Here is a 21,570-nt window from a genome sequence, read left to right as displayed (position 1 = left end):
TGTTTCAATTGCGTTTGTTACCAAAGAAGAAAAAGTCTAATCCTTCTTCCTGCTCTTCTTTTGTAGTAGTGATCGTTGTGAAATGCATGGCTGATTTTAGAATCGCTGTTGTTAGCACATAGGCATACACGGCAGTAATGATGACACCAATCACTTGGATTCCTAAGAAGTACCAGCTGCTTGGATTTGTTAATAAATGGCTGTTAGATGCAAAAATTCCGATCAGAATCGTCCCTGTGAATCCGCCCATTCCATGGACGCCCCACACATCAAGTGCATCGTCCCATTGTTTCTTTTTACGAAAATCAACAGCAGCATGACAGACGATTCCAGCAATGATTCCGATCAACATAGCACTTTTTGCTTCTACATAACCAGCACAAGGCGTAATGGCTGCCAATCCAGCAACGGATCCTGTTAGTACGTCGACAAAATCAAAGCCATTTCCTTTTACTTTTGCAATAATCAACCAAGTAACCATCGCAAATGCAAGAGCGATGAATGTTGAACCAAATGCATTGACTGCTTGATTATCTGCTCGAAGTGCACCACCAGAGTTGAAACCGAACCAGCCAAACCAAAGTAGACCTGTACCGATAGCAGCTGCCATAAGACTGCTATGCTGATTTCTTTCGCCCATAGGAATCTTCCTCTGTCCAAGTGTGAGGATGCATGCCAATGAACCGAATCCAGCTGTCGTGTGGATGACTGCTCCGCCAGCGAAATCTCTAAATCCCATCTGATCCAAAAATCCGCCGCCCCATATCCAATGGCAAACAGGGAAGTAAATCAGCAGGTTCCAACAAACAACAAGGATAATATAGCCTTTTAAATTCAGTCTCCCTGCAAAAGCTCCTGTCATCAAAGGAACAGTAATCACGATAAACATCAGTTGATAAAGAAAGAACATCAAAAATGGGATCGTCGCTCCATGGAACATGTTGGGGAAGCTTGTAACATGTCTCATCAAAAAGAAATCTGCCGGATTTCCAATCATACCGCCAATATCTCGTCCAAATGCCAATCCGAATCCACCGAATATCCACATGATCGTTGTTATCCCAACTGAGAGAAAAGATTGAGTCATGATCGTCAGTATATTATTCTTTCGTGCCAGTCCGCCGTAAAAAAATGCTAAACCAGGAGTCATCAAGCAAACCATTGCTGTACATAAAATCATGAATGCTGTATCTCCTGTATTGATAGGTAATGTATTCATTTTTTCGCCTCCTTTCTACGTTTACGAGTATAAAAAAAATCTACTTGTATTTTTCTTCTGTTTTTATAAATACATTCTTGTATTTATAAAAGACAGACAATCAATAAAAGCTTGGTGTGCTGTGCTTTTTTATCGTTTTGACCAAATAAAGACAAAAAATAAACGATTTTCTTTTATAGAAAACCGTTTATTTTCGTCTTTTTTTATTTTTCAAGCTATTTTTTCATAAGGAATAAAGAATACTTCATATAAAAAAGAACCGCAGCAAGTTTCGCTGCGGTTCTCAAATGTGTTCTTCATTTCAACATAAGTTTTTCTTCAATTTGCTTATAATTTACGTGCAAAGAATGAAACGACTAATACTAAAATGATTGCACCAATCAATGATGGAATGATAGCCATTCCTGCAATTGTTGGTCCCCAAGTTCCTAATAAAGCTTGTCCAATGGCTGAACCTACTAAACCAGCAATGATGTTTGCGATGATTCCCATTGATGATCCTTTATTCGTGATTGCTCCTGCAATTGCTCCGATGATACCTCCGACGATTAATGCCCAAATAAATCCCATTTTAAATTCCTCCTAACTGACTTTTTACTTCTTATTGTACACGTGGTTCGTTATTTTCTTTGACTTTTTGTGCACCTTTGCCTACAGCAGCTTTTGCTTTATCTGTTTGGCGTGAAGCAAATTGTCCTGTTGATTTTGCTGCTTCTGTTACTTTGTCTTGTACTGTTTCTTGATCTTTTTGGTATTCTTCTTGTGTTTTGATGTCTGCAACATTCACATTTACTTCGATAACATCTAAATGTGTCATATTGTTTACTTCAGTACTGATCAATTCTTTAATTTGGTTGTAGATGTCTTCGATGTCTTTACCGTATTCTACAATCACATCTAAATCCACAGCTACTTGTTTCTTTCCTACTTCTGTATTGATACCTGCTGTTACATTATCTGTGTTGACTAATTTTTCAGCCATATTTGAGAAGAATCCACCATCTAATGTCAATAGACCGTCTACATCTTTCAATGCATAGCCGATGATTTTTTGGATAACTTTGTCTTCATAAGTCAATTCACCATTCATCATGCGGTTTTCCCCTTTTTCATTTGCCAAAACTGATCCATTTGTTGTGTTCATGTTTTTGTTTTCCATCTTTGTTTCCTCCTATGATTTAAAAAATTGATCCACTATTCCTGTCTGTTTCAAATAAAATCCGATTCCTGCGCCAATTGCTGTCATAATGATGATCAACAATGTTTTGAAAAATCCAATTGTTAACCATAAAACAGCTAGCAGTAGTCCAAGACCCCCAAAGATAATAGGGAGCTTGTATGCTGAAAATAGTTCTTTCATTATTTGGCCCTCCTATTCCACTCGAGAGTGCTTGTAGTCTCTTGTATCTTCTTGTTCTTCATAACCGCTGTATGTGACTGCCACTTTGACTGTTTCTTTTGTTCCAAGTACTCTAGCCACTTCTTCTTCGATGTCTTGCATCAGTACACCTGTTTTCCCTACTAATGAAGAAGTTCGCTTCAAGTCTCCGTTGACATGGATATGGATTCGATTTTTCGTTGAACGTATCCGTACTTTAGGTGAATGAATGAACTCTTCTTCGTGTAAATGGGAACGTACCAGCCCTTCGATCGCTTTTTTGTCGATCGTCAATTTGCCATCTTCCCGTTTCATAACGAAAGTTCCTCTTGATTTTGGATAGAAAAGAACGACTAGCAAGATGATAATAGCAAGAACGGCAAATACTACAGCTGCCCAGAAAATATATTGTTGCATGTAGTAATTCGTTAAGGTAAAGAAGCGAAATCGTTCCAATTGTTCAGGCATAATATACGGCGCATTAATTAACGCAATTGCTAGAAACACTGAAAGTAGTAGCAAACTCATGATAACACCGGTTATTTTTAACCCCTTATTCATTTTCCACCTCCTATAAACTTATTTTTACCCTGTAAATAACTCTACCGACAATCACAGTATAGAGAGCGAACAGTTAGTTTAGCACCAATAAATAAAGCGCTACCAAACGATATTGGATTATAACGGCATTTTATTGTCATTCTAATACTGAAATAACAACTACTCACTTATTCTCTATTTCTTTTTGATTGCTGGCTATACTTAAAGGATATTATTCAAGATTAAAAATTGCAAAGATTATGCTCAGTTATTATTACAAAATTCTATTTATTTGTTAAAATTTTTCAGTGAAGAAAAAAACGCAATAAAATAACTTAAGTTACTTTATTGCGTTTTTACTTTATTTTTCTATTATCATTTTTCTTATTCTCTTCTTTGGTTTATACTATTCTTATAAAGAAAAACGAGGTATGTCCTATGATGAAAAGATTGTATTATTCATTGATCATAACGATTGGCTATTTGATTGTATCGAATCTTGGAAATATGGTATTTGGTATCAGTAAAGAATTCAGTTGGACTACTACTCTATGGGAATCTTTATTCTTTTTCATCTTTGTATTTTTGTTACAAAACTATCGAAAAAAATAAAACTGTGTCAACGATCTGTTGGCACAGTTTTTAGGACTTACGGTACTTTTTATTCGGTAATCCATTTTATTTTTACTTATTTTTCTACTTCTTTTTTTAATGCTTCTGGTACTTTTGGTTCATAAACTAAACCAATACAGGTACTTCCGCTTATTACAGCCTTTTCGGCAACGCTGATAGCAATTGTTGTGATTGCATGTGAGAGACTAAATTTAGTTTGTGTGTGTTTCATTTGATGATCTTCCTTTCTTTTTTTGGAATGAATACAAGTAAGATTGCGGTCAACATACTCAGTAATATCATGACTCTTGAATCATTTGCTGGAATCACTGAACCGATCAGCGTGAGGCTTATTCCTGTTATAACTAGTTTGTTTCTTACGCTTCTTCTTTTTTGTTGGTCTTGTGCGATAAAGGAACCAATGATTCCTAAAACCATACTAAGAATAGCTGCTCCGATGAAATATTCGTAGCGTGTAAGTTCCAAATTGTAATGATTAGCCAAAACAGGTAGCGCCACCAATAATCCCATACTATAGAGCGTGCAGGCCATGCTTCGGCTTGCATGATATCCTTTTGCATATCTTCGTACAGCAATAAAAGACAAATGAGTGGTGATCACAGCAAGAATGCTATGTAAGAAAAACGCTGATACGTAAATAAGCATGAACTTGAAAAGATTAATGAACAGGATCGCTAATCCATAGTTGACTTTTGCTTCCTCCAGTTCTGTTAACCCATATTTCTCTCCGAGTTTTCTGCTCATCTTGCTTGACAGGTTCTCTTCAAGAGACAGATATTCATTTGGCATATCGTTCACCCCTTTCTCACTTTTGATTATACTAAAAATAAGGATGCATATATTAAAAAGTAAAAAGTGCGCGTTTTTTTTACATAACTGCAGTGTTTTCTTTCTTAATAAAGCCCTTATATTCTTTATATCTAAATTATTCTATAAAAAAAGAACGTGACATTCGTCACGCTCCTTTGCTAAATGCAATCAATAATTTTTTTAAACTTCGGGTGGAAACAAGACACTTTTCTCCGTTAGACATAAGGATCGTTCTTTCCTTCTTGTTGATGGAACAAATATTATCCACATTTACAACAAACGATTGATGGCAACGGTAAAAGCTCGGGCTAAACGATTCGATCTCTTTGATTTTTCCATTATATTCTAGCATTCGATTTTCAAGATGAACGATCACTTTGTGAGGAACAGGACTGGATTCAAAAAACAAGATTTCGTCTACGAACAATTTTGTATTGATTGGTCCACTCTTAATACGAATCTGTTCTCTTGTAGGTAAAATTGTATCAAGATATCTTTGGTTAGCCACATCGATACATTTTGTCACGCTTTCTTGCAGCAGTGTATCGTTCCCCTTCACAATATAATCCATTGCTTCTACTTTATACAAAAAAGTGAGATAAGCTAAATCCGTGTAACTGGTCACAAAAATAATTTTTGCTAGTGGATCGTATTCTCTAATCGTAGCGGCTAGATTGATTCCGTTCATATTGGAACTTAAGTCAATATCTAAAAAATAGATGCCTTCTGTTTTATTTGAACGTATATATGAAAGCAACACTTCAGGGTCCGAGGTATCCATTTGAAATTTGATGTCATAATCTTGCATCATTAAATAATTTTGAATCATCTTTGCTAATTTTAATCTAAATGTTCCGTCATCTTCGCAAACAAAAATTTTCAACATAAAGATTCTACCCCTCCCAAATGGTCAGTATTTGAATAAACTGTCCTTCTTCGATTTTAGTATCTAAGTACACATTTTTATTCAACTGAACTAATTCATCAAGATTGCTTAGACCAATCCCACGTTCTTTCCCTTTTGATGAATAAGATTTTTTCTTTAATACATGTAAATCAGGTATATCAGAACGACATTTATTGGCAATAATAAAGGTTATCGCTTCTTCTTGTCTCAATCCGGCAAACAAGATTTTCGGCTTATCTATAATAGAAGATTCTTCAACTGCATTATCTAGTATGATCCCCAGCATCCGAACTAGCATGATAGAAGGAACGGGGAAAGAATCCAATTTTTGTGGCACATTTACGTCTATTTCTATTCCTTTTTCATGAGCTAGATACAACTTGCTCAAAACGATGCTTTTTATTTCCTTGGCTTCAAGATTTCTTATCGGTGACATTTCTAACAATTCCTGATCAAAAAGGGTTCCAGTTTCCTTGATGTGGGAGTAAAAAAAATGTTTCAACCCATCTATATCATTACTTTGGATATAATTTTCCATAGAAACTAGTATGTTTTTGTAGTCGTGCTTGAACTTGCGTATTTCCATATAACTTTTTTCGATTTGCTCACTATATTCGATAAGATATTCCATTCGATTCTTTTCTTCTTTACTTTTATATTCTGCCTTTTTTGTATAAACAGCTAAAAAGCTGATAAGAATAGCAAAAAGGCTATATGCCAGCATAAAGATCCCATGAGCACCCTTCATGAAACAGTCTAAATCTGAAAAGCGTTCAATCATAAGAAAAATGAAATAAATCAAAAACGTAGCAATAACAGTATACTTACTAATATCATATACCATCGATTCAAGGGGTACTTTTTTTAATATATGATTCCTTAAATAAAATGCGAAACATAAATATAAAATAATTGATAAAAAACATATACCCAAATCATTCATCATTATAGATAATGATTTTAAGATAACGTAAATCAGATAATTAGAAAAAATAAGTAGGATAATAGATAACGAAGCATAGAATAAAGCTGATTGAAGCGTCTCTTCATGATAAATCACGAGAGCACACATGACTAGCCATACCAAACCAGTGGCAATTACATTTATCCATTGATAAAGCACCGATATTAATAGGATAACTAAGATTGATAATAAAGCATACTTTTTATTTCTTAGTTTCTTGTTCAAATAGCCCAATCCAACAAACATCGTCATCAGCTGCCCTGATATGAGTAGAGAATAACTTAACTGTAAAATATTCAATTTTAGAACCTCACTTTATGCATGTTTTACATAACAAAATAAACAGCAATTATGAATAAAAAAATTTATTTTTTAAGTTTTTCCCCATAAAAATTGTAACATAGTTTACTAACTATTTGTAAATAACATATTTAAAAGTTTCCTTATAAATCAAAAAGAATCAAAGGCTAACTTCAATTAAAACTCTCAAATACTATAAAACCACATTTGCTAAAAAAGGCAAAAATTTATTGTTTTTCGATAAAAATTAATTGCTTTTCAATAATTATCCTGCTATATTTTAGCTATCAAAGATAAAAGAGGGATAAAAATGAAATTAAAAACATTATTATTAAAGTTTGTTGTTTTAGGTATAAGTGCCGTATTTATTTTATTCGGTATACTTTTTTATACTCAGATTGCTACAAGCGAAAAAGGATTCACTTTTGATTGGCAGACGACTTTATTCGTTTCTGTCATCTACTTCGCCCTTCTCTTAGGGATTATTATTGCTTATTTCTTATTGAGACTGTTGAAACAAATCGAAGAAAACCAGGCCTTTTCCAATCAAAGCTTGGACATTCTCAAAAAAATCGAACGAACGATTTTGATTATTGGCTTCGCCTTTTTCGGCTTGCTTCCTAAATTTTTGAAAGTGACTGATTTAGATGATGCTCCTGGTTTGATGTTGGTAGGAATTGCTGTCGTATTCATTCCTTTTGCCGTATACACTTTGACAAGCGTGTTGGAAAATCTGCTCGAACACGCGATTTTACTTAAGACAGATCATGATTTGACAGTGTGAGGTGCGACATGGCTATTATCGTTAATCTAGATGTAGTATTGGCTCAAAAAAAGATGAGTGTAACAGAATTGAGTGAAAAAGTGGGTATTACGATGGCAAATATCTCTATTCTAAAAACCGGAAAAGCAAAAGCTATCCGTTTTTCTACCCTCGAAAAAATCTGTGAAGTATTAGAGTGTCAACCGGGGGATTTATTAAGTTACCAAAAAGACCCCGATCCTATACCAAAAAAAGGAATATAAAACATAACAATCAGTAAAAAAATAATCTGAATAATAGATGTACGAGAACTTTAGCGGTCATTACATCTATTACTCAGATATTTTATTTTGATGGAATATCCTGTTGTCTATAGATACGTATTTACACGTAGAGAGACTTTTCTTCTACTACTTGGTACTTCTCCTGATAAAAATGGAGAAGATTTTGGATCTCACGTTGATTTGGAAATAGAGAAATACCGAAGACCGGAATGTTTGTCTCATCATCAATCATTACATTTGTAATAATACAGTCGATATCTAGATGATATGATTTCTTTTCTTTCTGATTAAAGTTTGGCATGACACTAAATTGATAATAGTCTCCCAATTTTTTTTGCAATCTTTTTGCTATGTAATCCGCCTGTTTTTTTCTTGTATTTATGACTATCACTGCTTTTAATTTATTTTCTTTCCCTTCAATGTATGATAGCAATAACGGCCAGTCGAAAAGAATTTCTAAGATAGCATGGCGAACAAATGAATCTAGTTCAGGGATGACGTATCCTTTTTCTCTGCAGTCATCAACCATCCTGCCCTTCAGTTCTTCATATAAACAGGCTAAAATCGGCGGATCGACTATCGTTGTCTGGCTTGGATCATTTAGGATATATTCTGGAAATCGTGGTTGTGTCAGTATCTCTTTACATCGTTGAACGATCAGATCTTTGTTCTCACATTCCAACTGATATTTTTTTTCCAAGCAATCCATCCATGTCATTAAACAATTACTGATACAAAAATGATACTTTCTTTGCTCGCTTGCATTTCTTATTTTCAAAGCAGTATGGATGACTTCTGTATCAAATATCCACTGCCAGATTTTTTCTTCCCATGGCAAAGAAAAATGGCTCAAGTGATTTTTCTCCAAGAATGAAAAGGTGAAACAGCTGATTTTCTTTTGCTCCATTTCCATTTTATTTTTGTTGAATCGTTGTATACGACAAGCAATAAAAAAATGTAAAAAACATAAGGTTTTCGGATCATTTTTTGCTACCTCATACAGCTGATTTTCTTTTAAAAATAGGATAACCACGTCATAAATTGCTTCGCTAAAAGAACGATTAAAAATACTAGCAGGAGAAGGATACTTTTCCATCAGCAAACGAGCTGTAAGACCGTCGATCACCTGACCCTCTCCGACAATCCGAGTCAACCCTTTGATCCTCAAATCGTATTTTTTTAATTTTGATTGGGTTTTCTTTACGATTCTTCGCAATGTACTTTCTGAAATAAACAGATACTCTGCTAATTCTAAATAATTCTCTTTTGGATGTAGCAGTATGGTTTCTAAATATTTATATTCAGTAGATTGGGAGATCACGATCTGATAAATATGATCTTTTGTGAAAGCAGGTGAAAATATAGCTGTCACACCAGCATCCCGATCAGTGACGATTTGGATATCGGAAGAATATGTATTGATTTCTATAAAATCGTTCCGCAATGTTTTTCCAGAACTTGCCAATCTTTTTTCCAATTGACTAAGACGGCAACGTTCCTCCTCGAATAGTATTTCTAACAGATTCAACTGACGTTGTAATTTTTTTGAGAGAAGATTCAACATGTTTCCACCCCTTTCTAACAAAATTCTTTTGATACATCCTGATAGATAAATGTAAAAGCACTCAATGTCGGTTTCCCTTATTGAGTGCCTTTAATTATATTATATCGTTTATCTGTTTTAGGAATAGGAACTTTGAGAACTATTTTTTCTTACTTAAGCAAAAAACGGTTATTGATTTTCAACTTTCTCTTTTGCTTTTCTTCTCATAACAATCGTCCCTATGCCTGCTACTAACGCGATACCAATCAACGTCCATGCAGTATTCCTAGTTGCATTGGTTTGTGGCATATTCAGTGAAGATTCATTATCTGCACTTGTTGTTGGATCATCTTGGATGCTTGGTGTCGTTCCTTCATTTCGTTCCGTACTGCCGCTTGTTCCATCATTATTCGTGTTATTATTTTGTGATTCATTCGTACTGGATTCCGTCGTGTGATCACGTACTTCATACGGCATATTCAATTCTGTTGAAAAACCGCCATAAGAACTGTCAGTCGTCACGTTGACTGCGACATTGTTCCGACCAGGAGTCGATGTGTCGATTTCAGAATTTAAAGAGACTGTATAAAGATTTTCTGGAATGACCTTGTCATTTACTTTTACATTTTTGATAAATGATTTAAGATCGAGATCCGTTGCACCTCGTGGGATTTCTACTTTATTAGCTTCTACATCAATTTTCCCGCTTGGTTCGAACCCATATTCTGTGACTTCATAATAAGCATATTGAGAACCGTAAGTGAAGTTCTTCTCCTGCTCATCTTCCATCAACATATTTCGTCTAAACTCTTTCGTATGATAGATCCTGACAATGTCTCCTACGTTGACATTCAATGGCTGTCCACTATTGAATCGAGACAATGCTTGTTCGATCGTTCGGTTTCCTGTTACATCATATGTGAATCTGCTAGTGGTATTATCTTTGTTCATCACATCGAATTGATAATAAATCGAGCGATCGGAATAATCATGCACTACTTTGGACAACTCTGTATTTGCCACACCTTGAGATGCTCGGATCATCATTTGAGTATTCTGATTGTTCGGATTTGTCTGTTTAATTAGACTGAATGCGCCAATCGTTGCGCCGTCATTGTTTTTGACTCGGATCGTACTTCCCCATTTCACTACATAAGGGATCTTCACTTCTGTGAACCCAGTACCATCAGTCGTGCTTACTCTCACACGAACCCCTTTTTCTCCCACTGTTGTCGTATCGAAGTTAGACAATTGTTCCACCGTATAAAGATCACTCGTTAGCGGACGTCCGTTGAATGTCACATTTTGGATCAATTCTGCCGGATTCACTGTATTCGTCTCATGTCCTAACAGCAGTTCTTGTGAAATCGGATCAGCCTTGATATCTGTAAATGGCTCGAATCCTTCTTCCGTTACTCTGTAATAGGCATAATTAGAACCACCTGTGTAATCTCTGACCATTTCATCCATCATCAGAAGATTTCTTCCTTGTGTCTCCGCGTGATAGACTTTGATGGTATCTCCTACATTGACTGCTAACGGCTGCCCGTTGTTGAAGCCGTTTACTGCTTGACGGATCAAGGTATTCCCTGTTACTTCATAGTTGTATTTTCGCGTGTCATTTTCAAGCACTTCGATGGCATAATAGATTCCTCTGCCGAACGGATTGTTCACTGGACGATTCAAGTCCGTGTTGCTTGAACCAGGAGAAGCATGGATTGCTAACTGATCGCCTTCTTTTAATAAACTAAACGCGCCGACGGTCATTTCTTCCAGTCCTCGAAGAACGAATGTACTTCCCCACTGTACTTCATAAGGCACTTCGATTTCGGTTTCAGCTAACCCATCATTCATCGTAATCTTTACTTTTGTCGTTCGTTTTCCAGTTGTACTTGTGTCAATCTCTGACACTTGTTCGATCGTGTAACGATCTTCTGAGATACTTTGATGATTGATCGTGACATCTTTGACTAGTTCTTTGACATCTAATGTGCTGACGTCCTCCCTCAAAGAGAATGTTTGCGAAGTCCCTTCTGCTTCCATCACTGGAATCGGTTCTAGTCCGAATGCAGTCACTCTGTAATAAGCATATTCGGAATCATAAGTGAAATCCCGTTCTTCTTCATCGATCATGACAACTGAGCTGTTCGGTGATCTCTGTGGGTGATAGATCTTGATTACATCATCCAATCGTACATCATAGTAGCCATTCCCGTTCCCAAAGTTATTGATCACTTGCCGCAGAGTTCCTCTACCAAGTACCTCATAATTGTAGATTGACTGATTGTTTCTCAAGACTTCCAAAGAATAATACAAGGCGTGCATCGATTCTTCCGTACCGACCCGTTCATCTAATGCTGAAGGCAACCCACTGGTAACGGTTAATCTAGCTGCATTCCCACTTCTTAGATGTAAGGAATAAGCTCCTGCTGAGCCACCTTCGCTTGACTTGATCATGAATGTATCTCCCCAAAGATAATTGACCGATGTTTCGGCTGTTCCTTTGATCGTCTCCCCAGAAATCGGGTGTTTCGCTTGTACCGTGATCCGAATATCTTGTTTGCCAGCAATCGTATTCGTCGGCTCTGTCGATTCTGCTGCGACGAATTCTAAATCCTCGATCGCAACTGATTCCCCTTCAAAAGTGGCTTCTTCGATATAATTTTTAAACGTACTTGCCAGTGACGCAGAAGTTTCTCCTAATGTACGTTCTTCCATTGGCTTCAATTTCAGTTGGATCGCCGGATCAGGGAGTACAGGAAGTGGTTCAAATCCGAAAGCTGTGACACGATAATAGGCGTTATCTGTTCCGTAAGTGAAGTCCTGTTCTTCTTCTTCTACCATCAAGACTGAGCTTCCTGCACTCTTTTGTGGATGGTGAATATTGATGATATCGCCCAACTGTACATCAAGGTATCCATTTCCATTTCCGAATGTCGTGATCACTTGCTGTAGAGTAGCTCTCCCCGGCACCTCATGGTAATAAGCTTGTCGGTCATTTCGTAGCACCTCAATAGAGTAATACAACGAATCTTCAAGACCAATCCGTTCATCGAGAGGAGAATCTAATCCTCGAGTTGCCACGATTCGAGCATTATTCCCATTCCTCAACTGGAAAGCGTATGCTCCAGCTGATCGTCCATCATGGGCTTTCAATAAGAACGTGTCGCCCCAACGAATATTGACTGTTGTTTCAGCTGTTCCTTTGATCATTCGACCTGTAACAGGGTGTCTCGTTTGAACAGTCAGTTTGAGCGCCTGTTCTCCTACGATAGAAGAATCTGGCTCTGTTGATTCAGCGGCGACAAACTCTAAGTCAGCTGTATTAAGCCTTTGCCCTTCCATCGTCGCTTCTTGGATATATTCACGGAATGAAGAGGAAAGTGCAGGATAATTTCCACCGAGATGTCGATCTTCTACATCCTTCAATTTTAGTTCTAACTCTGGTTGAGGAAGAATATCCATCGTGATCGAACCAGTAGCTTCACGTCCATCAGCAGCCGTTGCTTTTGCCCGCCACGTTTTCGTACCAACTGAGCTCGTATCAGCATCGAGCCACTCTAACTGATGGGTCTGTCCAAGAGGGTCTCTCACTTCAAAGTAGTCAGCAGGATTAGGGATTGCTTCGCTCACGTAAATGGAATGCGGACCAGCCTTTCCAGTGATTTGTAGTGCTCTATCCTGAACCGTGATCGGCACAGTTACAGTAGTCGTTCTGCCAGAAGTATCTTCGGTTACTTTAATTCTAGTATTTTGAGTACCTACTATATCCATTCTAGGCGGAGTTTCCCATTCTGTCTTCAGATCCCATTTGACATTACTACGATCAATCGTCACATAATCAGAAGGATCAGGAAGGGCATCATTTTCCCATAAAGAATGCGGACCTGTTTTTGCTTCGACTTTGATGTCTCCCATAGCTTGTGCTGCAGAAAGGAAGTTTATTGTTTTTACGGATTCTGCGTAGTCTGCGCCGGAGCTGTTAAAACTTAGCCAAAGGCCTATCCATATTCCCATAGTTTCTGTGCCTAAATTTTGTTGATTTCCTATTCTAGTTAGAGTCATTGATTGAGTTGCATTAGCGCCACCACGGGTTGACAATTCATATCTCCAATTCCCACTTTCTGTATAAGAAATAGAATTATCAATAGTTACACCCCCATTGGGCCAGATAACCACTGTATTGTTATGAAGCGCATTAGAAGGAAAACTGGGACGAATACCTTCGGGCGTATTAAATATGTCGTCAACAGTTGGTACAAAATGAATTTCTATCATTTCCCCATTTACAAAAGAATGATTATGTTTTTTCATTGCCTCATTCAACCTATATTCGGTCAAACGTGCAGCAAAATTAAATGCTTCTTTTTCTATTTCTTCACGTGACCATCTAGCTAGTCGTGACTCCTGAAGGACATTCTCCATTCGTAACTCTTCTTTTTCTTGTGTTTCTATGGGTAATCGTGGCAAGGTAGATGCTCGTGGTTTGTTTTCCTCTTCATTCGTTTCTTCCTGTTCTTTTTCTTCATGAGGGCGCAATTGCCTTAATACTGGTAATTCGATCGAATGTAAGGCAGAGGCGGCTTCTACTACGGTACCGCCCATATTCCCTAGAACCAGTCCCAAAGATAGTGTACTAGTTAATAGCTTTTTTATTTTTTTCAATGAACGTTTTACCTCCTTTATTTTTCCTATACAGATCAAAAACGATCTGTTTTAAACCGTCAGCAAAGAAGGTATGCTATTTTCTCTTGTTTTAAACATAAATAAATAGTGTAAAAATAGATTTGCTTGTTTCTAACCTCCGTAGCTTTTGCTCAATTGACACAAGTCTGATCGATCAAATAGTATTGATTTTGCTAAACACCTAACGATCATTTGTTGTGACAAACTTGACGGTCAGCATTGTACGTGAATTGCTTCTGTTCCCCTTCTTACGATCTTTGAATATGTAGTTCTCTCCCCAATAATCGTAACTGGGTGTCTCCCACTCCTTTCTTTTTGTTTTTATGCGGGAGCAAACTCCCACATTTATACTGTAAAGGGGTTCTTTCTATTATGTAATGCCACTTTTTACCATTTAATATGGAGTTTTTGACAGAATGTTTCGAATAACAACGATCCACTACTCATTTTTCTTTTTAACGTTAATTTGATAATAATGATTATTTATTTAAAAATACATTAGATAACATTTGTTACGACACGAAAAAGCTTCACAAACAAATATCGTTATTTTAAAATGAGGACGAATTCACACAATTAGGAGGAATAGTATGCCATTCATCGTTTACTTTTTTCTTTCATTACTCGTGATCTATATTCCATTACCAACATTCTTTCTGCTCGTCAATCGTCTAGCTGAGCAACATGATGCGATTACTGCTCTTACGAAACTTTGTTTACTTCTATTTGTTTGTCTAGATTACTTTACGAGCTATTATTGGCTAAAACAGACAAGAGTAAAAAAGAGATATTATTTCTTCCTTGTCTTTTTCAATCTCTTTGAGTTTCTGATCCATTGCTTTTTACTTCATCAGTATCATACGATTCATTTGTGGATCATCTGGGACTTTCAAGTGGTCGTACTATTTTGTATGTTCACCTTCCCTCTCTCAAGAAAATTTAGGGAGACATTGTTTTATTAAAAAAAGGTGGAGAAAGCTTCTCTGTATCAATAAAGACACAATTAAGGAAAAACTGGTCAACATACTGGTTTTTCTTTAAAAAACTTTTAAAAATCTAATTGGGAATTTACCCACACAAACAAGGGGCTATGACAAAATCTTGTCACAGCCCCTTATTTCGAATAAAAAGCTTGCATCTTCGATAATAAGCCCAACCAAACGAAAAATATGAAAAGCTATTTTTGTTTGGTTGTTCTTATTACTTGATGCAGAACAGCTTTTTCACGACCTTTTTATTAAAAGTCTTTTTACAGTTTTCTAGCAAAAAATGAGACAATCAGTACTAAAATGATGGCACCAATCAATGATGGTACGATTGCCATTCCTGCAATACTTGGTCCCCAAGAACCTAATAATGCTTGGCCAAGTGCTGATCCAACTAAACCTGCTACGACATTTGCAATAATCCCCATCGAAGAACCTTTATTCGTGATTGCTCCTGCAATTGCTCCGATAATTCCTCCGACGATAAGTGACCAAATAAATCCCATGTTTCGTTCCTCCTAATGTTTTGCTTCCTTATTACTGAACGCGTGGCTCTGTATTTTCTTTTACTTTTTCAACGCCGCTTCCAGCTGCTGATTTTACTTTATCTGTTTGATTAGAAGCAAATTCACCGGTTTTTTTCGCTGCGTCAGTTACTTTGTCTTGCACTGTTTCTTGATCTTTTTCAAATTCTTCTTTTGTTTTGATGTCCACTACGTTAGCGTTAACTTCGATGACGTCTAAGTGTGTCATATTTTTTACTTCTTTGCCGATTACTTCTTGCATTTCTTCAAAGATTTTTTCGATATCTTTGCCATATTCCACAATGATATCCATGTCAACTGCTACTTGTTTTTTACCGACTTCTGTTTCGATCCCAGCCGTTACATTATCTGTATTCACAAGTTTTCCTGCCACATTAGAGAAGAAACCACCGTTTGCAGATAATAAACCGTCTACTTGTTCAATTGCGATTCCAATGATTTTTTGCACCACTTTGTCTTCATAATTCAACTCACCGCGCATCGAATCTTCCTGCTCAGAGCCATGGTTTTCTTGGTCATTTGTATGTTGTGAACCAAATTTTTCTTGTCCATTTGAGTGTTCAGAACCAAGTTTTTCTTGTGCTTTCGCATGATCAGAAGGGTGCTTTTGTTCCTCTAATGGTTTAGAAGGATCGATTGCATCATGTTGTTCTGGAACTTTAGATTCTGGAGAGCCGGGATGATGAGGCGCATGTTTTTCTGCGTCATGTTTCTTTTCTTCTACACCTTGTTGAACATTTGGCACGACTGGATCTGGATGTGCAGATACTGGTGCTGTTTTGTTCTTTTCATCGTTCACACCATTTGATTGGTTTGGTGTCGTTGGGTCTGGATGTGCAGACACTGGTTTTTGGTTGTTCATTTTATTGTTATTATTATTTTTGTTATTCATGGATGTTTCCTCCTAAGATTTAAAATAGTGATCTAAGATTTTCGTTTGTTTCAAATAAAAACCGATAGCGACACCGATAGCGGCCATGATCAAGATCAATAAAGTCTTGAAAAAGCCGACGGTTATCCATAAAACGGCTAATATCAACCCAAGTACCCCAAAGATGATAGGGAGCTTGTATGTCGAAAATAGTTCTTTCATTTTGGTCCCCCCTATTCTACTCGTTTGCGGTCATTACTTTGTTTAGCTGGTTCTTCAAAGCCTGTGTATTTCACGGATACTTTCACTGACTCTTTTGTGCCTAATATGTGTTGTACTTCGTTTTCGATTTCTTTCATCAATGTTCCCGTTTTACCAATGAGTGCTGAAGTTCGTTTCAACTCCCCTTTTACATTGACGGCGATCTTGTTTTTCGTTGCTTTGACATTTACTTTTGGTGAATGGATAAATTCATCTTCATGCAAGTGAGAACGAACCATTCCTTCGATTGCTTTTTTATCCAACGTCAACTCCCCATCACCATGTTTCAGTAAAAAGGTTCCGATCGTTTTTGGATAAAACAAGAAAACAAGCAACGTGATAATCGTCAAAATAGCAAATGCAACAGCAAGCCAGAATACATATTGTTGCACATATGAATTAGTGATGGAAAAGAATCGAAACTTCTCTAATTGAAAAGGCAGTGGATAGGCTGCACTTAATAGTATCGCAAACAAAAGTATAGATAGCAAAAGTAACGTTCCGATCACTCCAAGCGTTTTTACTCCTTTATTCATTTTCGCACCTCCTCATAGGGGTGAAACGATCAACTTTTTATAAGTTGATCGCTTCTCCACCAGTTACTCCGTAGATTTGAGCTGTGACATAACTTGCTTTATTCGATGCTAAGAAGACATAGACCGGTGCTAATTCTCCTGGCTGACCTGCACGTTCTAGTAAACTTTGCTGACCAAATTCAGGAATTGAATCAGAAGGCTGGCCTTCGTCTAGTTGCAGCGGTGTCCAGATTGGACCAGGTGCTACGCCATTTACACGGATTCCCTTAGGAGCAAGTTGTTTTGCTAAGCCAATCGTAAAGTTAGCGATTGAAGCTTTTGTTGCTGCATAATCCAATAAATGTTCACTTGGATTGAAGGCTTGGACAGATGTTGTTGTAACAATCGCTCCTCCTGCTGGGATATGCGGAACTGCTTCTTTCACTAAAGCAAACATAGCGATGATGTTGACCATGAATGTGTCTTTGATTTGTTCAAGTGGCAGTTCAACAATGGACTGGCAAGAAATTTGCTGTCCTGCATTCAATACCATCGTATCTAGCCCACCAAGCTCACTTACTGCTTTTTCAATGATTTCTTTAGGTGCTTGTTCATCACGAAGATCAAATGGTAGTAAGACGATTTTACGTCCTGCATCTTTGACGTATTTAGCTACTTCTTCTGCATCTTTTTCTTCTCCTGGGAAGAATTGAAGAGCGATGTCTGCACCTTCTCTAGCAAATGCAATCGCTGCTGCACGACCGATCCCTGAATCGCCACCAGTGATGAGTACACGTCGGTTTTCCAGCTGATTACTGCCCTCATAGGATTCTTCTCCGCAATCAGGAACAGGAATCATGTTCTGTTGTAAAGCTGGCGTATCCTGATCTTGCTTAGGAAATTTCTCCGTATGGTACAGATTTCGCGGATCGATTAATTTTGGTTCTGTCATTGCTGTATTCCTCCTAGTTTTTCTAAATTGTATTGCCAAAACAAATTTCTTTGTTTGATACCTGTTTTAAATAGTTTGTTTAATTCGTATAATCTTTTCGGTATAGATGGTAGCCTAAAACCGCCGCTGCTATCAAAGAGCCGAATACTACGAGGATAAATCCTAAAGCAGAGCTTTTACCCGGCAACCCTCCTGTATTCATTCCCCAAATCCCTGCAAACAACGCCGGAACGGAGATGATTAGTGCAGCTGAATCTAGATATTTCATGATGTGGTTTAGATTATTGTCCATCATCCCATTGAATAAATCACCAATACTCTCCAATAAGTCTCGATAGATCTCGATCATTTTTTCTGTTTGGCGCTGCCTCAAATGGACATCATAAAGCAACTGTTCATCGTCTAAACGTTTGATAAACGTTTCAGAATTCCATAATTGATTCATCGTTTTCCGCTGATCTCTTAAGGTATGATCGATATACACAATGTCTCTTTCAAGATCTGCCTGTTTATACAGTTCCTCATTCTCCGTCGTTTTACGAGCTGCTTTATCCAAAGCGTCAATTCTATGCTTCATTTCTCTTAGTTCTTTCACGTAATGGGTATAAATATCCAGTAATGTATACGTGATGATCTTTTCAAACGAGTTTAAATGATCTCCATGCTTTGTCAGCAAGCGATCCACGAAATCGGTCTTTCTATCAATACATGTAATCAAGAGATTATCGGAAAGTACAAAAGATATCGGTGTCAATTTTTTTTCGATACGATTATCTGACTGATCCAGATTGATCACAACCAAAGAAAATGGATGCGCTAATTTGGTCTCATAAAGGCGCTCCATCCGAGAAACTTCTTCCGGATATTCCGTGCCTACGAAAATATCATCTGGAAGCTCGAATTCTTTGATTGCCTGCTGGATCTCTTCTGGCTTTTTATTATCGAGAATAAGCCAATTGTATTTGTTTTCATCTGTTTCTGTGACTTTCTTTTCATCATCCACAAAGTAGTATCTCAATGTATACCTCCTTTCTGGACTTTTCAAAAACGATTAGCTGAAGAAGCAGTTCTTTAATTTGATATTATAATCGAGTACTGCACTTTCATTTTCTAATGAGAAGCTGTCAAGCTGTTTATTAAAGTCCATGTTTAGTCGTTTACCGAAATAACTTTGTTCTACTTTAGATGTATAGATCTCCAGTAAAGGATGCTCGATTTTTGTTGCATACTCTCCAAATTCCGAAACAAAAGGAATGATTTGGAAAAAGCTGCCTTTTGCAAAAGCACCTTTATCCCTTAAAAATGGATCGGAATCATTGATGAGAGCGAGTGCAATTTTTGTATTTTCCCCCACTTTTTCGATTAACGTCTCTACTGCATTTTTAGACAGTGTAATTTCCATTCCTACTCCCCCTGTTCAGTTGTAGTCTTGTATTATTTAACAACTACGTCTGTTTTTTGTTGAATTTTTGCATATTTTGGATATTTAGGGAATTTAGCCACACAACGGAACGCCGTCATCCCTGCATATTTTTCGTAATATTTCTTCGTTGGTCCTTCAAAATCCTTGCTCCAAGGTTTCACATGTCCTGAGAAATGGATAATGTAAGGATTGTTGCGTGTTTCTTCGTATTCACGTTCACCTGCTGCTGTTGGATGTTTCTTTGCTTTAGCCATGATATAGCCTTGTGCATTCCAACGCGGATGAAGCGGAAGCCAACGATCATGTAAGATTGCATTTAATGCATCTTGGTCATGGAACCTTAATTTTTCTGGATTATGTTCGATGAAGTCTAATACTTTTTGCGTAATATTTTCATCTAACCATTTTTTTACATTGATCAGCATCAATCCTGAGTTGAAGTAACGCATTGATTTAGCTGGAATCTCCATTTTTTCTAATCGTTGATGGAACCCAGCGTCTTCAACAGCTGCTACGATTGAATCACCGAAGTCAAGACGCCATAATTTAGAGATATCTTGTAAAGCAATCATGTCGCAATCCATATATAAGATACGTTCAACTTCCGTGCCGCGGAACAATTCCGGAATCGCTATGCGGTAATAAGCTGTTTCTGGAATACGATCGCTGATTACTACATTTGTAAAGAATTCTTTATTAATTTTCAAAAATTCTACATCTGAATTCATTCGTGCATTTTTCACTGAGAAACGTAAAAGCTGTTTGCTTTCAAAATCGATATCGTCGTCAATCACATAGAACCGAACAAATTTAGACGGGTTGCAATTATCTAATACTGAGACAAATAACGCAGCTAAATGCGGTACGAATTTTGTGTTACAACTTGCGACTACTGCTATTTCTTTTTTATTCATTGATCTCGCCTACTTTCGTTAGAGTACTGTGTGCTAATTTTTTTAAGTATAAATTGGTATACGGATGATCTTTCAACGTATTCCAAGGTTTATCATGTCCTGTAAAATGAACGATTGAAGGTTTTTCATTTCCTTCTTTATACAGACGTTCATATTTTTCATTTGGTGCTGGGTGTCGTTCAAAAATCAAAGAAGTCTGCATGTTCCATTTTGGATGAAGTTGTTCCCAATCTTCATAAAGGACAGCATTCAAAGCATCTTGATCGTGATAAATGATTCGATCACCATTTTCACTTAAATAATGGATAGTTTTTTCTGTAATTTCTTTTTTATTCCATTGATCGATGTCAATCACCATCACCCCTGAATTGAAGTACAAGTCATCGGAATCTATTCCTAATCTTTCCAATGCTTTCACTTGTCCTGGATCGATAATGGCGCCGATCGTTTTTCCATTTAATGGTTCATCATATAGTTTTACGATATCGTCTAGCACTAACACATCTGAATCTAAGTAAAGGACTTTCTTATAATCCTCTTTAGCTAATAAGTTGGGTAAAGAAATTCTTAAGTAAGCGGTAGTTGTGATATGGTCGCTGACTAGGAAGTCTTCGTAGATATCTTTTTCCACTGTCAGGAATTGGATACTTGCATTACTTGAATATTTATTTACCGTTTCTTCCAATCCTTGTTTACTATATTCTGATAGACCATCGTCAATCACATAAAATTTTATGCGTCTTGCTTTATTGCAATTTTCTAATGCAGTTGCGATCATCACGCTCAAGTAAGGAGCATAATTTTCGTCTGAAGCAGTCACCACAGGAACTACGCCGTATCTCTTCTCCATCAAAATCACTCCTTTTTCTAATCTTTTTCTAACCTGTTCTACATCTAGAATATTCCTCATTTGGCTTTAAAGCAAAATATATGCTTTGTTTTCATTGAATATTTTAAAATTTTTTTATTACAAAACGCATTGGTAAGCGCTAACTATTCGTTTTTCATGGCTTTTTATTCAAAGGTATTGACCAAAAACTACTATATATAGCCACCTTTTTCTTAAGAATGTTTTT

24 protein-coding genes are annotated in these 21,570 nt (G+C 36.9%); 4 read left to right on the top strand and 20 right to left on the bottom strand.

Features of this window, described 5'->3' with window-relative positions; genetic code table 11:
• Nucleotides 1-4 precede the first annotated feature (4 nt).
• The 5 genes from OZZ83_RS01050 to amaP (OZZ83_RS01030) all read right to left on the bottom strand — a co-directional run bounded on the left by OZZ83_RS01050 (nucleotide 5) and on the right by amaP (OZZ83_RS01030) (nucleotide 3,158).
• Nucleotides 5-1,219 (bottom strand): ammonium transporter, encoded by a 1,215-nt coding sequence (locus tag OZZ83_RS01050; protein WP_002313728.1) that lies wholly within the window; start codon nucleotides 1,217-1,219, stop codon nucleotides 5-7.
• Between the two features lie 327 nt (nucleotides 1,220-1,546).
• The gene (locus OZZ83_RS01045) at nucleotides 1,547-1,789 is read right to left on the bottom strand and encodes a GlsB/YeaQ/YmgE family stress response membrane protein (RefSeq protein ID WP_002290686.1); all 243 of its coding nucleotides are present in this window, start codon (nucleotides 1,787-1,789) and stop codon (nucleotides 1,547-1,549) included.
• A 31-nt stretch (nucleotides 1,790-1,820) separates the two neighbouring features.
• Nucleotides 1,821-2,378, bottom strand: coding sequence for an Asp23/Gls24 family envelope stress response protein (locus OZZ83_RS01040; protein WP_002290684.1), 558 nt, complete (start codon nucleotides 2,376-2,378; stop codon nucleotides 1,821-1,823).
• Between the two features lie 12 nt (nucleotides 2,379-2,390).
• Nucleotides 2,391-2,579: a DUF2273 domain-containing protein gene (locus OZZ83_RS01035; RefSeq protein WP_002290682.1), complete on the bottom strand. Its 189-nt coding sequence runs from the start codon at nucleotides 2,577-2,579 to the stop codon at nucleotides 2,391-2,393.
• Between the two features lie 12 nt (nucleotides 2,580-2,591).
• A complete protein-coding gene (gene amaP / locus OZZ83_RS01030) occupies nucleotides 2,592-3,158 on the bottom strand; it encodes an alkaline shock response membrane anchor protein AmaP (RefSeq protein WP_002345120.1) in 567 nt (188 codons plus the stop codon).
• 417 nt (nucleotides 3,159-3,575) lie between these two features.
• Between amaP (OZZ83_RS01030) and OZZ83_RS01025 the strand changes: the two genes are divergently transcribed.
• The gene (locus tag OZZ83_RS01025) at nucleotides 3,576-3,749 is read left to right on the top strand and encodes a hypothetical protein (protein ID WP_002291299.1); all 174 of its coding nucleotides are present in this window, start codon (nucleotides 3,576-3,578) and stop codon (nucleotides 3,747-3,749) included.
• Nucleotides 3,750-3,825: 76 nt separating this feature from the next.
• Here OZZ83_RS01025 and OZZ83_RS01020 read toward each other — a convergent pair whose 3' ends face one another.
• The 4 genes from OZZ83_RS01020 to OZZ83_RS01005 all read right to left on the bottom strand — a co-directional run bounded on the left by OZZ83_RS01020 (nucleotide 3,826) and on the right by OZZ83_RS01005 (nucleotide 6,751).
• Nucleotides 3,826-3,981: a cyclic lactone autoinducer peptide gene (locus OZZ83_RS01020; RefSeq protein ID WP_002291297.1), complete on the bottom strand. Its 156-nt coding sequence runs from the start codon at nucleotides 3,979-3,981 to the stop codon at nucleotides 3,826-3,828.
• Entirely contained in the window at nucleotides 3,978-4,559 is a 582-nt protein-coding gene (locus OZZ83_RS01015) for an accessory gene regulator B family protein (RefSeq protein ID WP_002335065.1), read from the bottom strand. The genes OZZ83_RS01020 and OZZ83_RS01015 overlap by 4 nt, the downstream gene beginning before the upstream one ends.
• 166 nt (nucleotides 4,560-4,725) lie before the next feature.
• Nucleotides 4,726-5,466 (bottom strand): LytR/AlgR family response regulator transcription factor, encoded by a 741-nt coding sequence (locus OZZ83_RS01010; RefSeq protein ID WP_002306636.1) that lies wholly within the window; start codon nucleotides 5,464-5,466, stop codon nucleotides 4,726-4,728.
• Between the two features lie 7 nt (nucleotides 5,467-5,473).
• Entirely contained in the window at nucleotides 5,474-6,751 is a 1,278-nt protein-coding gene (locus tag OZZ83_RS01005) for a GHKL domain-containing protein (RefSeq protein ID WP_002309168.1), read from the bottom strand.
• Between the two features lie 310 nt (nucleotides 6,752-7,061).
• On the opposite strand from OZZ83_RS01005, the gene OZZ83_RS01000 reads away from it, so the two are divergent.
• Nucleotides 7,062-7,535: a DUF2975 domain-containing protein gene (locus tag OZZ83_RS01000; RefSeq protein WP_325065996.1), complete on the top strand. Its 474-nt coding sequence runs from the start codon at nucleotides 7,062-7,064 to the stop codon at nucleotides 7,533-7,535.
• Nucleotides 7,536-7,543: 8 nt separating this feature from the next.
• Entirely contained in the window at nucleotides 7,544-7,777 is a 234-nt protein-coding gene (locus OZZ83_RS00995) for a helix-turn-helix domain-containing protein (RefSeq protein WP_002306632.1), read from the top strand.
• A gap of 121 nt (nucleotides 7,778-7,898) precedes the next feature.
• On the opposite strand, the gene OZZ83_RS00990 is transcribed toward OZZ83_RS00995, so the two are convergent.
• The gene (locus OZZ83_RS00990) at nucleotides 7,899-9,362 is read right to left on the bottom strand and encodes a helix-turn-helix domain-containing protein (RefSeq protein ID WP_002306630.1); all 1,464 of its coding nucleotides are present in this window, start codon (nucleotides 9,360-9,362) and stop codon (nucleotides 7,899-7,901) included.
• A 168-nt stretch (nucleotides 9,363-9,530) separates the two neighbouring features.
• On the bottom strand, nucleotides 9,531-14,006 hold the full coding sequence (locus OZZ83_RS00985) for an LPXTG cell wall anchor domain-containing protein (RefSeq protein WP_002345121.1): 4,476 nt from the start codon (nucleotides 14,004-14,006) through the stop codon (nucleotides 9,531-9,533).
• Between the two features lie 611 nt (nucleotides 14,007-14,617).
• Between OZZ83_RS00985 and OZZ83_RS00980 the strand changes: the two genes are divergently transcribed.
• Nucleotides 14,618-14,989 (top strand): hypothetical protein, encoded by a 372-nt coding sequence (locus OZZ83_RS00980; RefSeq protein ID WP_002306626.1) that lies wholly within the window; start codon nucleotides 14,618-14,620, stop codon nucleotides 14,987-14,989.
• Nucleotides 14,990-15,276: 287 nt separating this feature from the next.
• Here the strand turns inward: OZZ83_RS00980 and OZZ83_RS00975 are convergent, their stop codons facing one another.
• From OZZ83_RS00975 to OZZ83_RS00935, 9 genes are all read right to left on the bottom strand, one after another.
• The gene (locus OZZ83_RS00975; protein WP_002291278.1) at nucleotides 15,277-15,519 is read right to left on the bottom strand and encodes a GlsB/YeaQ/YmgE family stress response membrane protein; all 243 of its coding nucleotides are present in this window, start codon (nucleotides 15,517-15,519) and stop codon (nucleotides 15,277-15,279) included.
• 31 nt (nucleotides 15,520-15,550) lie between these two features.
• The gene (locus OZZ83_RS00970; protein WP_002345122.1) at nucleotides 15,551-16,450 is read right to left on the bottom strand and encodes an Asp23/Gls24 family envelope stress response protein; all 900 of its coding nucleotides are present in this window, start codon (nucleotides 16,448-16,450) and stop codon (nucleotides 15,551-15,553) included.
• Nucleotides 16,451-16,462: 12 nt separating this feature from the next.
• Nucleotides 16,463-16,651, bottom strand: a complete 189-nt coding sequence (locus OZZ83_RS00965) for a DUF2273 domain-containing protein (RefSeq protein ID WP_002291274.1) — start codon at nucleotides 16,649-16,651, stop codon at nucleotides 16,463-16,465.
• Nucleotides 16,652-16,662: 11 nt separating this feature from the next.
• A complete protein-coding gene (gene amaP, locus OZZ83_RS00960; protein WP_002306622.1) occupies nucleotides 16,663-17,226 on the bottom strand; it encodes an alkaline shock response membrane anchor protein AmaP in 564 nt (187 codons plus the stop codon).
• Between the two features lie 37 nt (nucleotides 17,227-17,263).
• On the bottom strand, nucleotides 17,264-18,157 hold the full coding sequence (locus OZZ83_RS00955) for an SDR family oxidoreductase (protein WP_002306620.1): 894 nt from the start codon (nucleotides 18,155-18,157) through the stop codon (nucleotides 17,264-17,266).
• Between the two features lie 79 nt (nucleotides 18,158-18,236).
• Nucleotides 18,237-19,160: a magnesium transporter CorA family protein gene (locus OZZ83_RS00950; protein ID WP_002309159.1), complete on the bottom strand. Its 924-nt coding sequence runs from the start codon at nucleotides 19,158-19,160 to the stop codon at nucleotides 18,237-18,239.
• A 48-nt stretch (nucleotides 19,161-19,208) separates the two neighbouring features.
• A complete protein-coding gene (locus OZZ83_RS00945) occupies nucleotides 19,209-19,559 on the bottom strand; it encodes an iron-sulfur cluster biosynthesis family protein (protein ID WP_002291264.1) in 351 nt (116 codons plus the stop codon).
• A gap of 32 nt (nucleotides 19,560-19,591) precedes the next feature.
• Nucleotides 19,592-20,494, bottom strand: a complete 903-nt coding sequence (locus OZZ83_RS00940; protein ID WP_002306618.1) for a glycosyltransferase family 8 protein — start codon at nucleotides 20,492-20,494, stop codon at nucleotides 19,592-19,594.
• Nucleotides 20,487-21,344 (bottom strand): glycosyltransferase family 8 protein, encoded by an 858-nt coding sequence (locus OZZ83_RS00935; protein WP_002329245.1) that lies wholly within the window; start codon nucleotides 21,342-21,344, stop codon nucleotides 20,487-20,489. Before OZZ83_RS00935 ends, OZZ83_RS00940 begins: the two co-directional genes overlap by 8 nt.
• Nucleotides 21,345-21,570: the final 226 nt, after the last annotated feature.

This window comes from Enterococcus sp. E5-162 (assembly GCF_035725965.1).
Lineage (GTDB): Bacteria > Bacillota > Bacilli > Lactobacillales > Enterococcaceae > Enterococcus_B > Enterococcus_B lactis.
This window is presented reverse-complemented; position numbering and strand designations above follow the sequence as displayed.

Bases quoted from the DNA above. Each gene is read 5' to 3' on its own strand.
- OZZ83_RS01050 (WP_002313728.1), bottom strand. From the start codon at position 1,219: ATGAATACATTACCTATCAATACAGGAGATACAGCATTCATGATTTTA.
- OZZ83_RS01045 (WP_002290686.1), bottom strand. From the start codon at position 1,789: ATGGGATTTATTTGGGCATTAATCGTCGGAGGTATCATCGGAGCAATT.
- OZZ83_RS01040 (WP_002290684.1), bottom strand. From the start codon at position 2,378: ATGGAAAACAAAAACATGAACACAACAAATGGATCAGTTTTGGCAAAT.
- OZZ83_RS01035 (WP_002290682.1), bottom strand. From the start codon at position 2,579: ATGAAAGAACTATTTTCAGCATACAAGCTCCCTATTATCTTTGGGGGT.
- amaP (WP_002345120.1), bottom strand. From the start codon at position 3,158: ATGAATAAGGGGTTAAAAATAACCGGTGTTATCATGAGTTTGCTACTA.
- OZZ83_RS01025 (WP_002291299.1), top strand. From the start codon at position 3,576: ATGATGAAAAGATTGTATTATTCATTGATCATAACGATTGGCTATTTG.
- OZZ83_RS01020 (WP_002291297.1), bottom strand. From the start codon at position 3,981: ATGAAACACACACAAACTAAATTTAGTCTCTCACATGCAATCACAACA.
- OZZ83_RS01015 (WP_002335065.1), bottom strand. From the start codon at position 4,559: ATGCCAAATGAATATCTGTCTCTTGAAGAGAACCTGTCAAGCAAGATG.
- OZZ83_RS01010 (WP_002306636.1), bottom strand. From the start codon at position 5,466: ATGTTGAAAATTTTTGTTTGCGAAGATGACGGAACATTTAGATTAAAA.
- OZZ83_RS01000 (WP_325065996.1), top strand. From the start codon at position 7,062: ATGAAATTAAAAACATTATTATTAAAGTTTGTTGTTTTAGGTATAAGT.
- OZZ83_RS00995 (WP_002306632.1), top strand. From the start codon at position 7,544: ATGGCTATTATCGTTAATCTAGATGTAGTATTGGCTCAAAAAAAGATG.
- OZZ83_RS00990 (WP_002306630.1), bottom strand. From the start codon at position 9,362: ATGTTGAATCTTCTCTCAAAAAAATTACAACGTCAGTTGAATCTGTTA.
- OZZ83_RS00980 (WP_002306626.1), top strand. From the start codon at position 14,618: ATGCCATTCATCGTTTACTTTTTTCTTTCATTACTCGTGATCTATATT.
- OZZ83_RS00975 (WP_002291278.1), bottom strand. From the start codon at position 15,519: ATGGGATTTATTTGGTCACTTATCGTCGGAGGAATTATCGGAGCAATT.
- OZZ83_RS00970 (WP_002345122.1), bottom strand. From the start codon at position 16,450: ATGAATAACAAAAATAATAATAACAATAAAATGAACAACCAAAAACCA.
- OZZ83_RS00965 (WP_002291274.1), bottom strand. From the start codon at position 16,651: ATGAAAGAACTATTTTCGACATACAAGCTCCCTATCATCTTTGGGGTA.
- amaP (WP_002306622.1), bottom strand. From the start codon at position 17,226: ATGAATAAAGGAGTAAAAACGCTTGGAGTGATCGGAACGTTACTTTTG.
- OZZ83_RS00955 (WP_002306620.1), bottom strand. From the start codon at position 18,157: ATGACAGAACCAAAATTAATCGATCCGCGAAATCTGTACCATACGGAG.
- OZZ83_RS00945 (WP_002291264.1), bottom strand. From the start codon at position 19,559: ATGGAAATTACACTGTCTAAAAATGCAGTAGAGACGTTAATCGAAAAA.
- OZZ83_RS00940 (WP_002306618.1), bottom strand. From the start codon at position 20,494: ATGAATAAAAAAGAAATAGCAGTAGTCGCAAGTTGTAACACAAAATTC.
- OZZ83_RS00935 (WP_002329245.1), bottom strand. From the start codon at position 21,344: ATGGAGAAGAGATACGGCGTAGTTCCTGTGGTGACTGCTTCAGACGAA.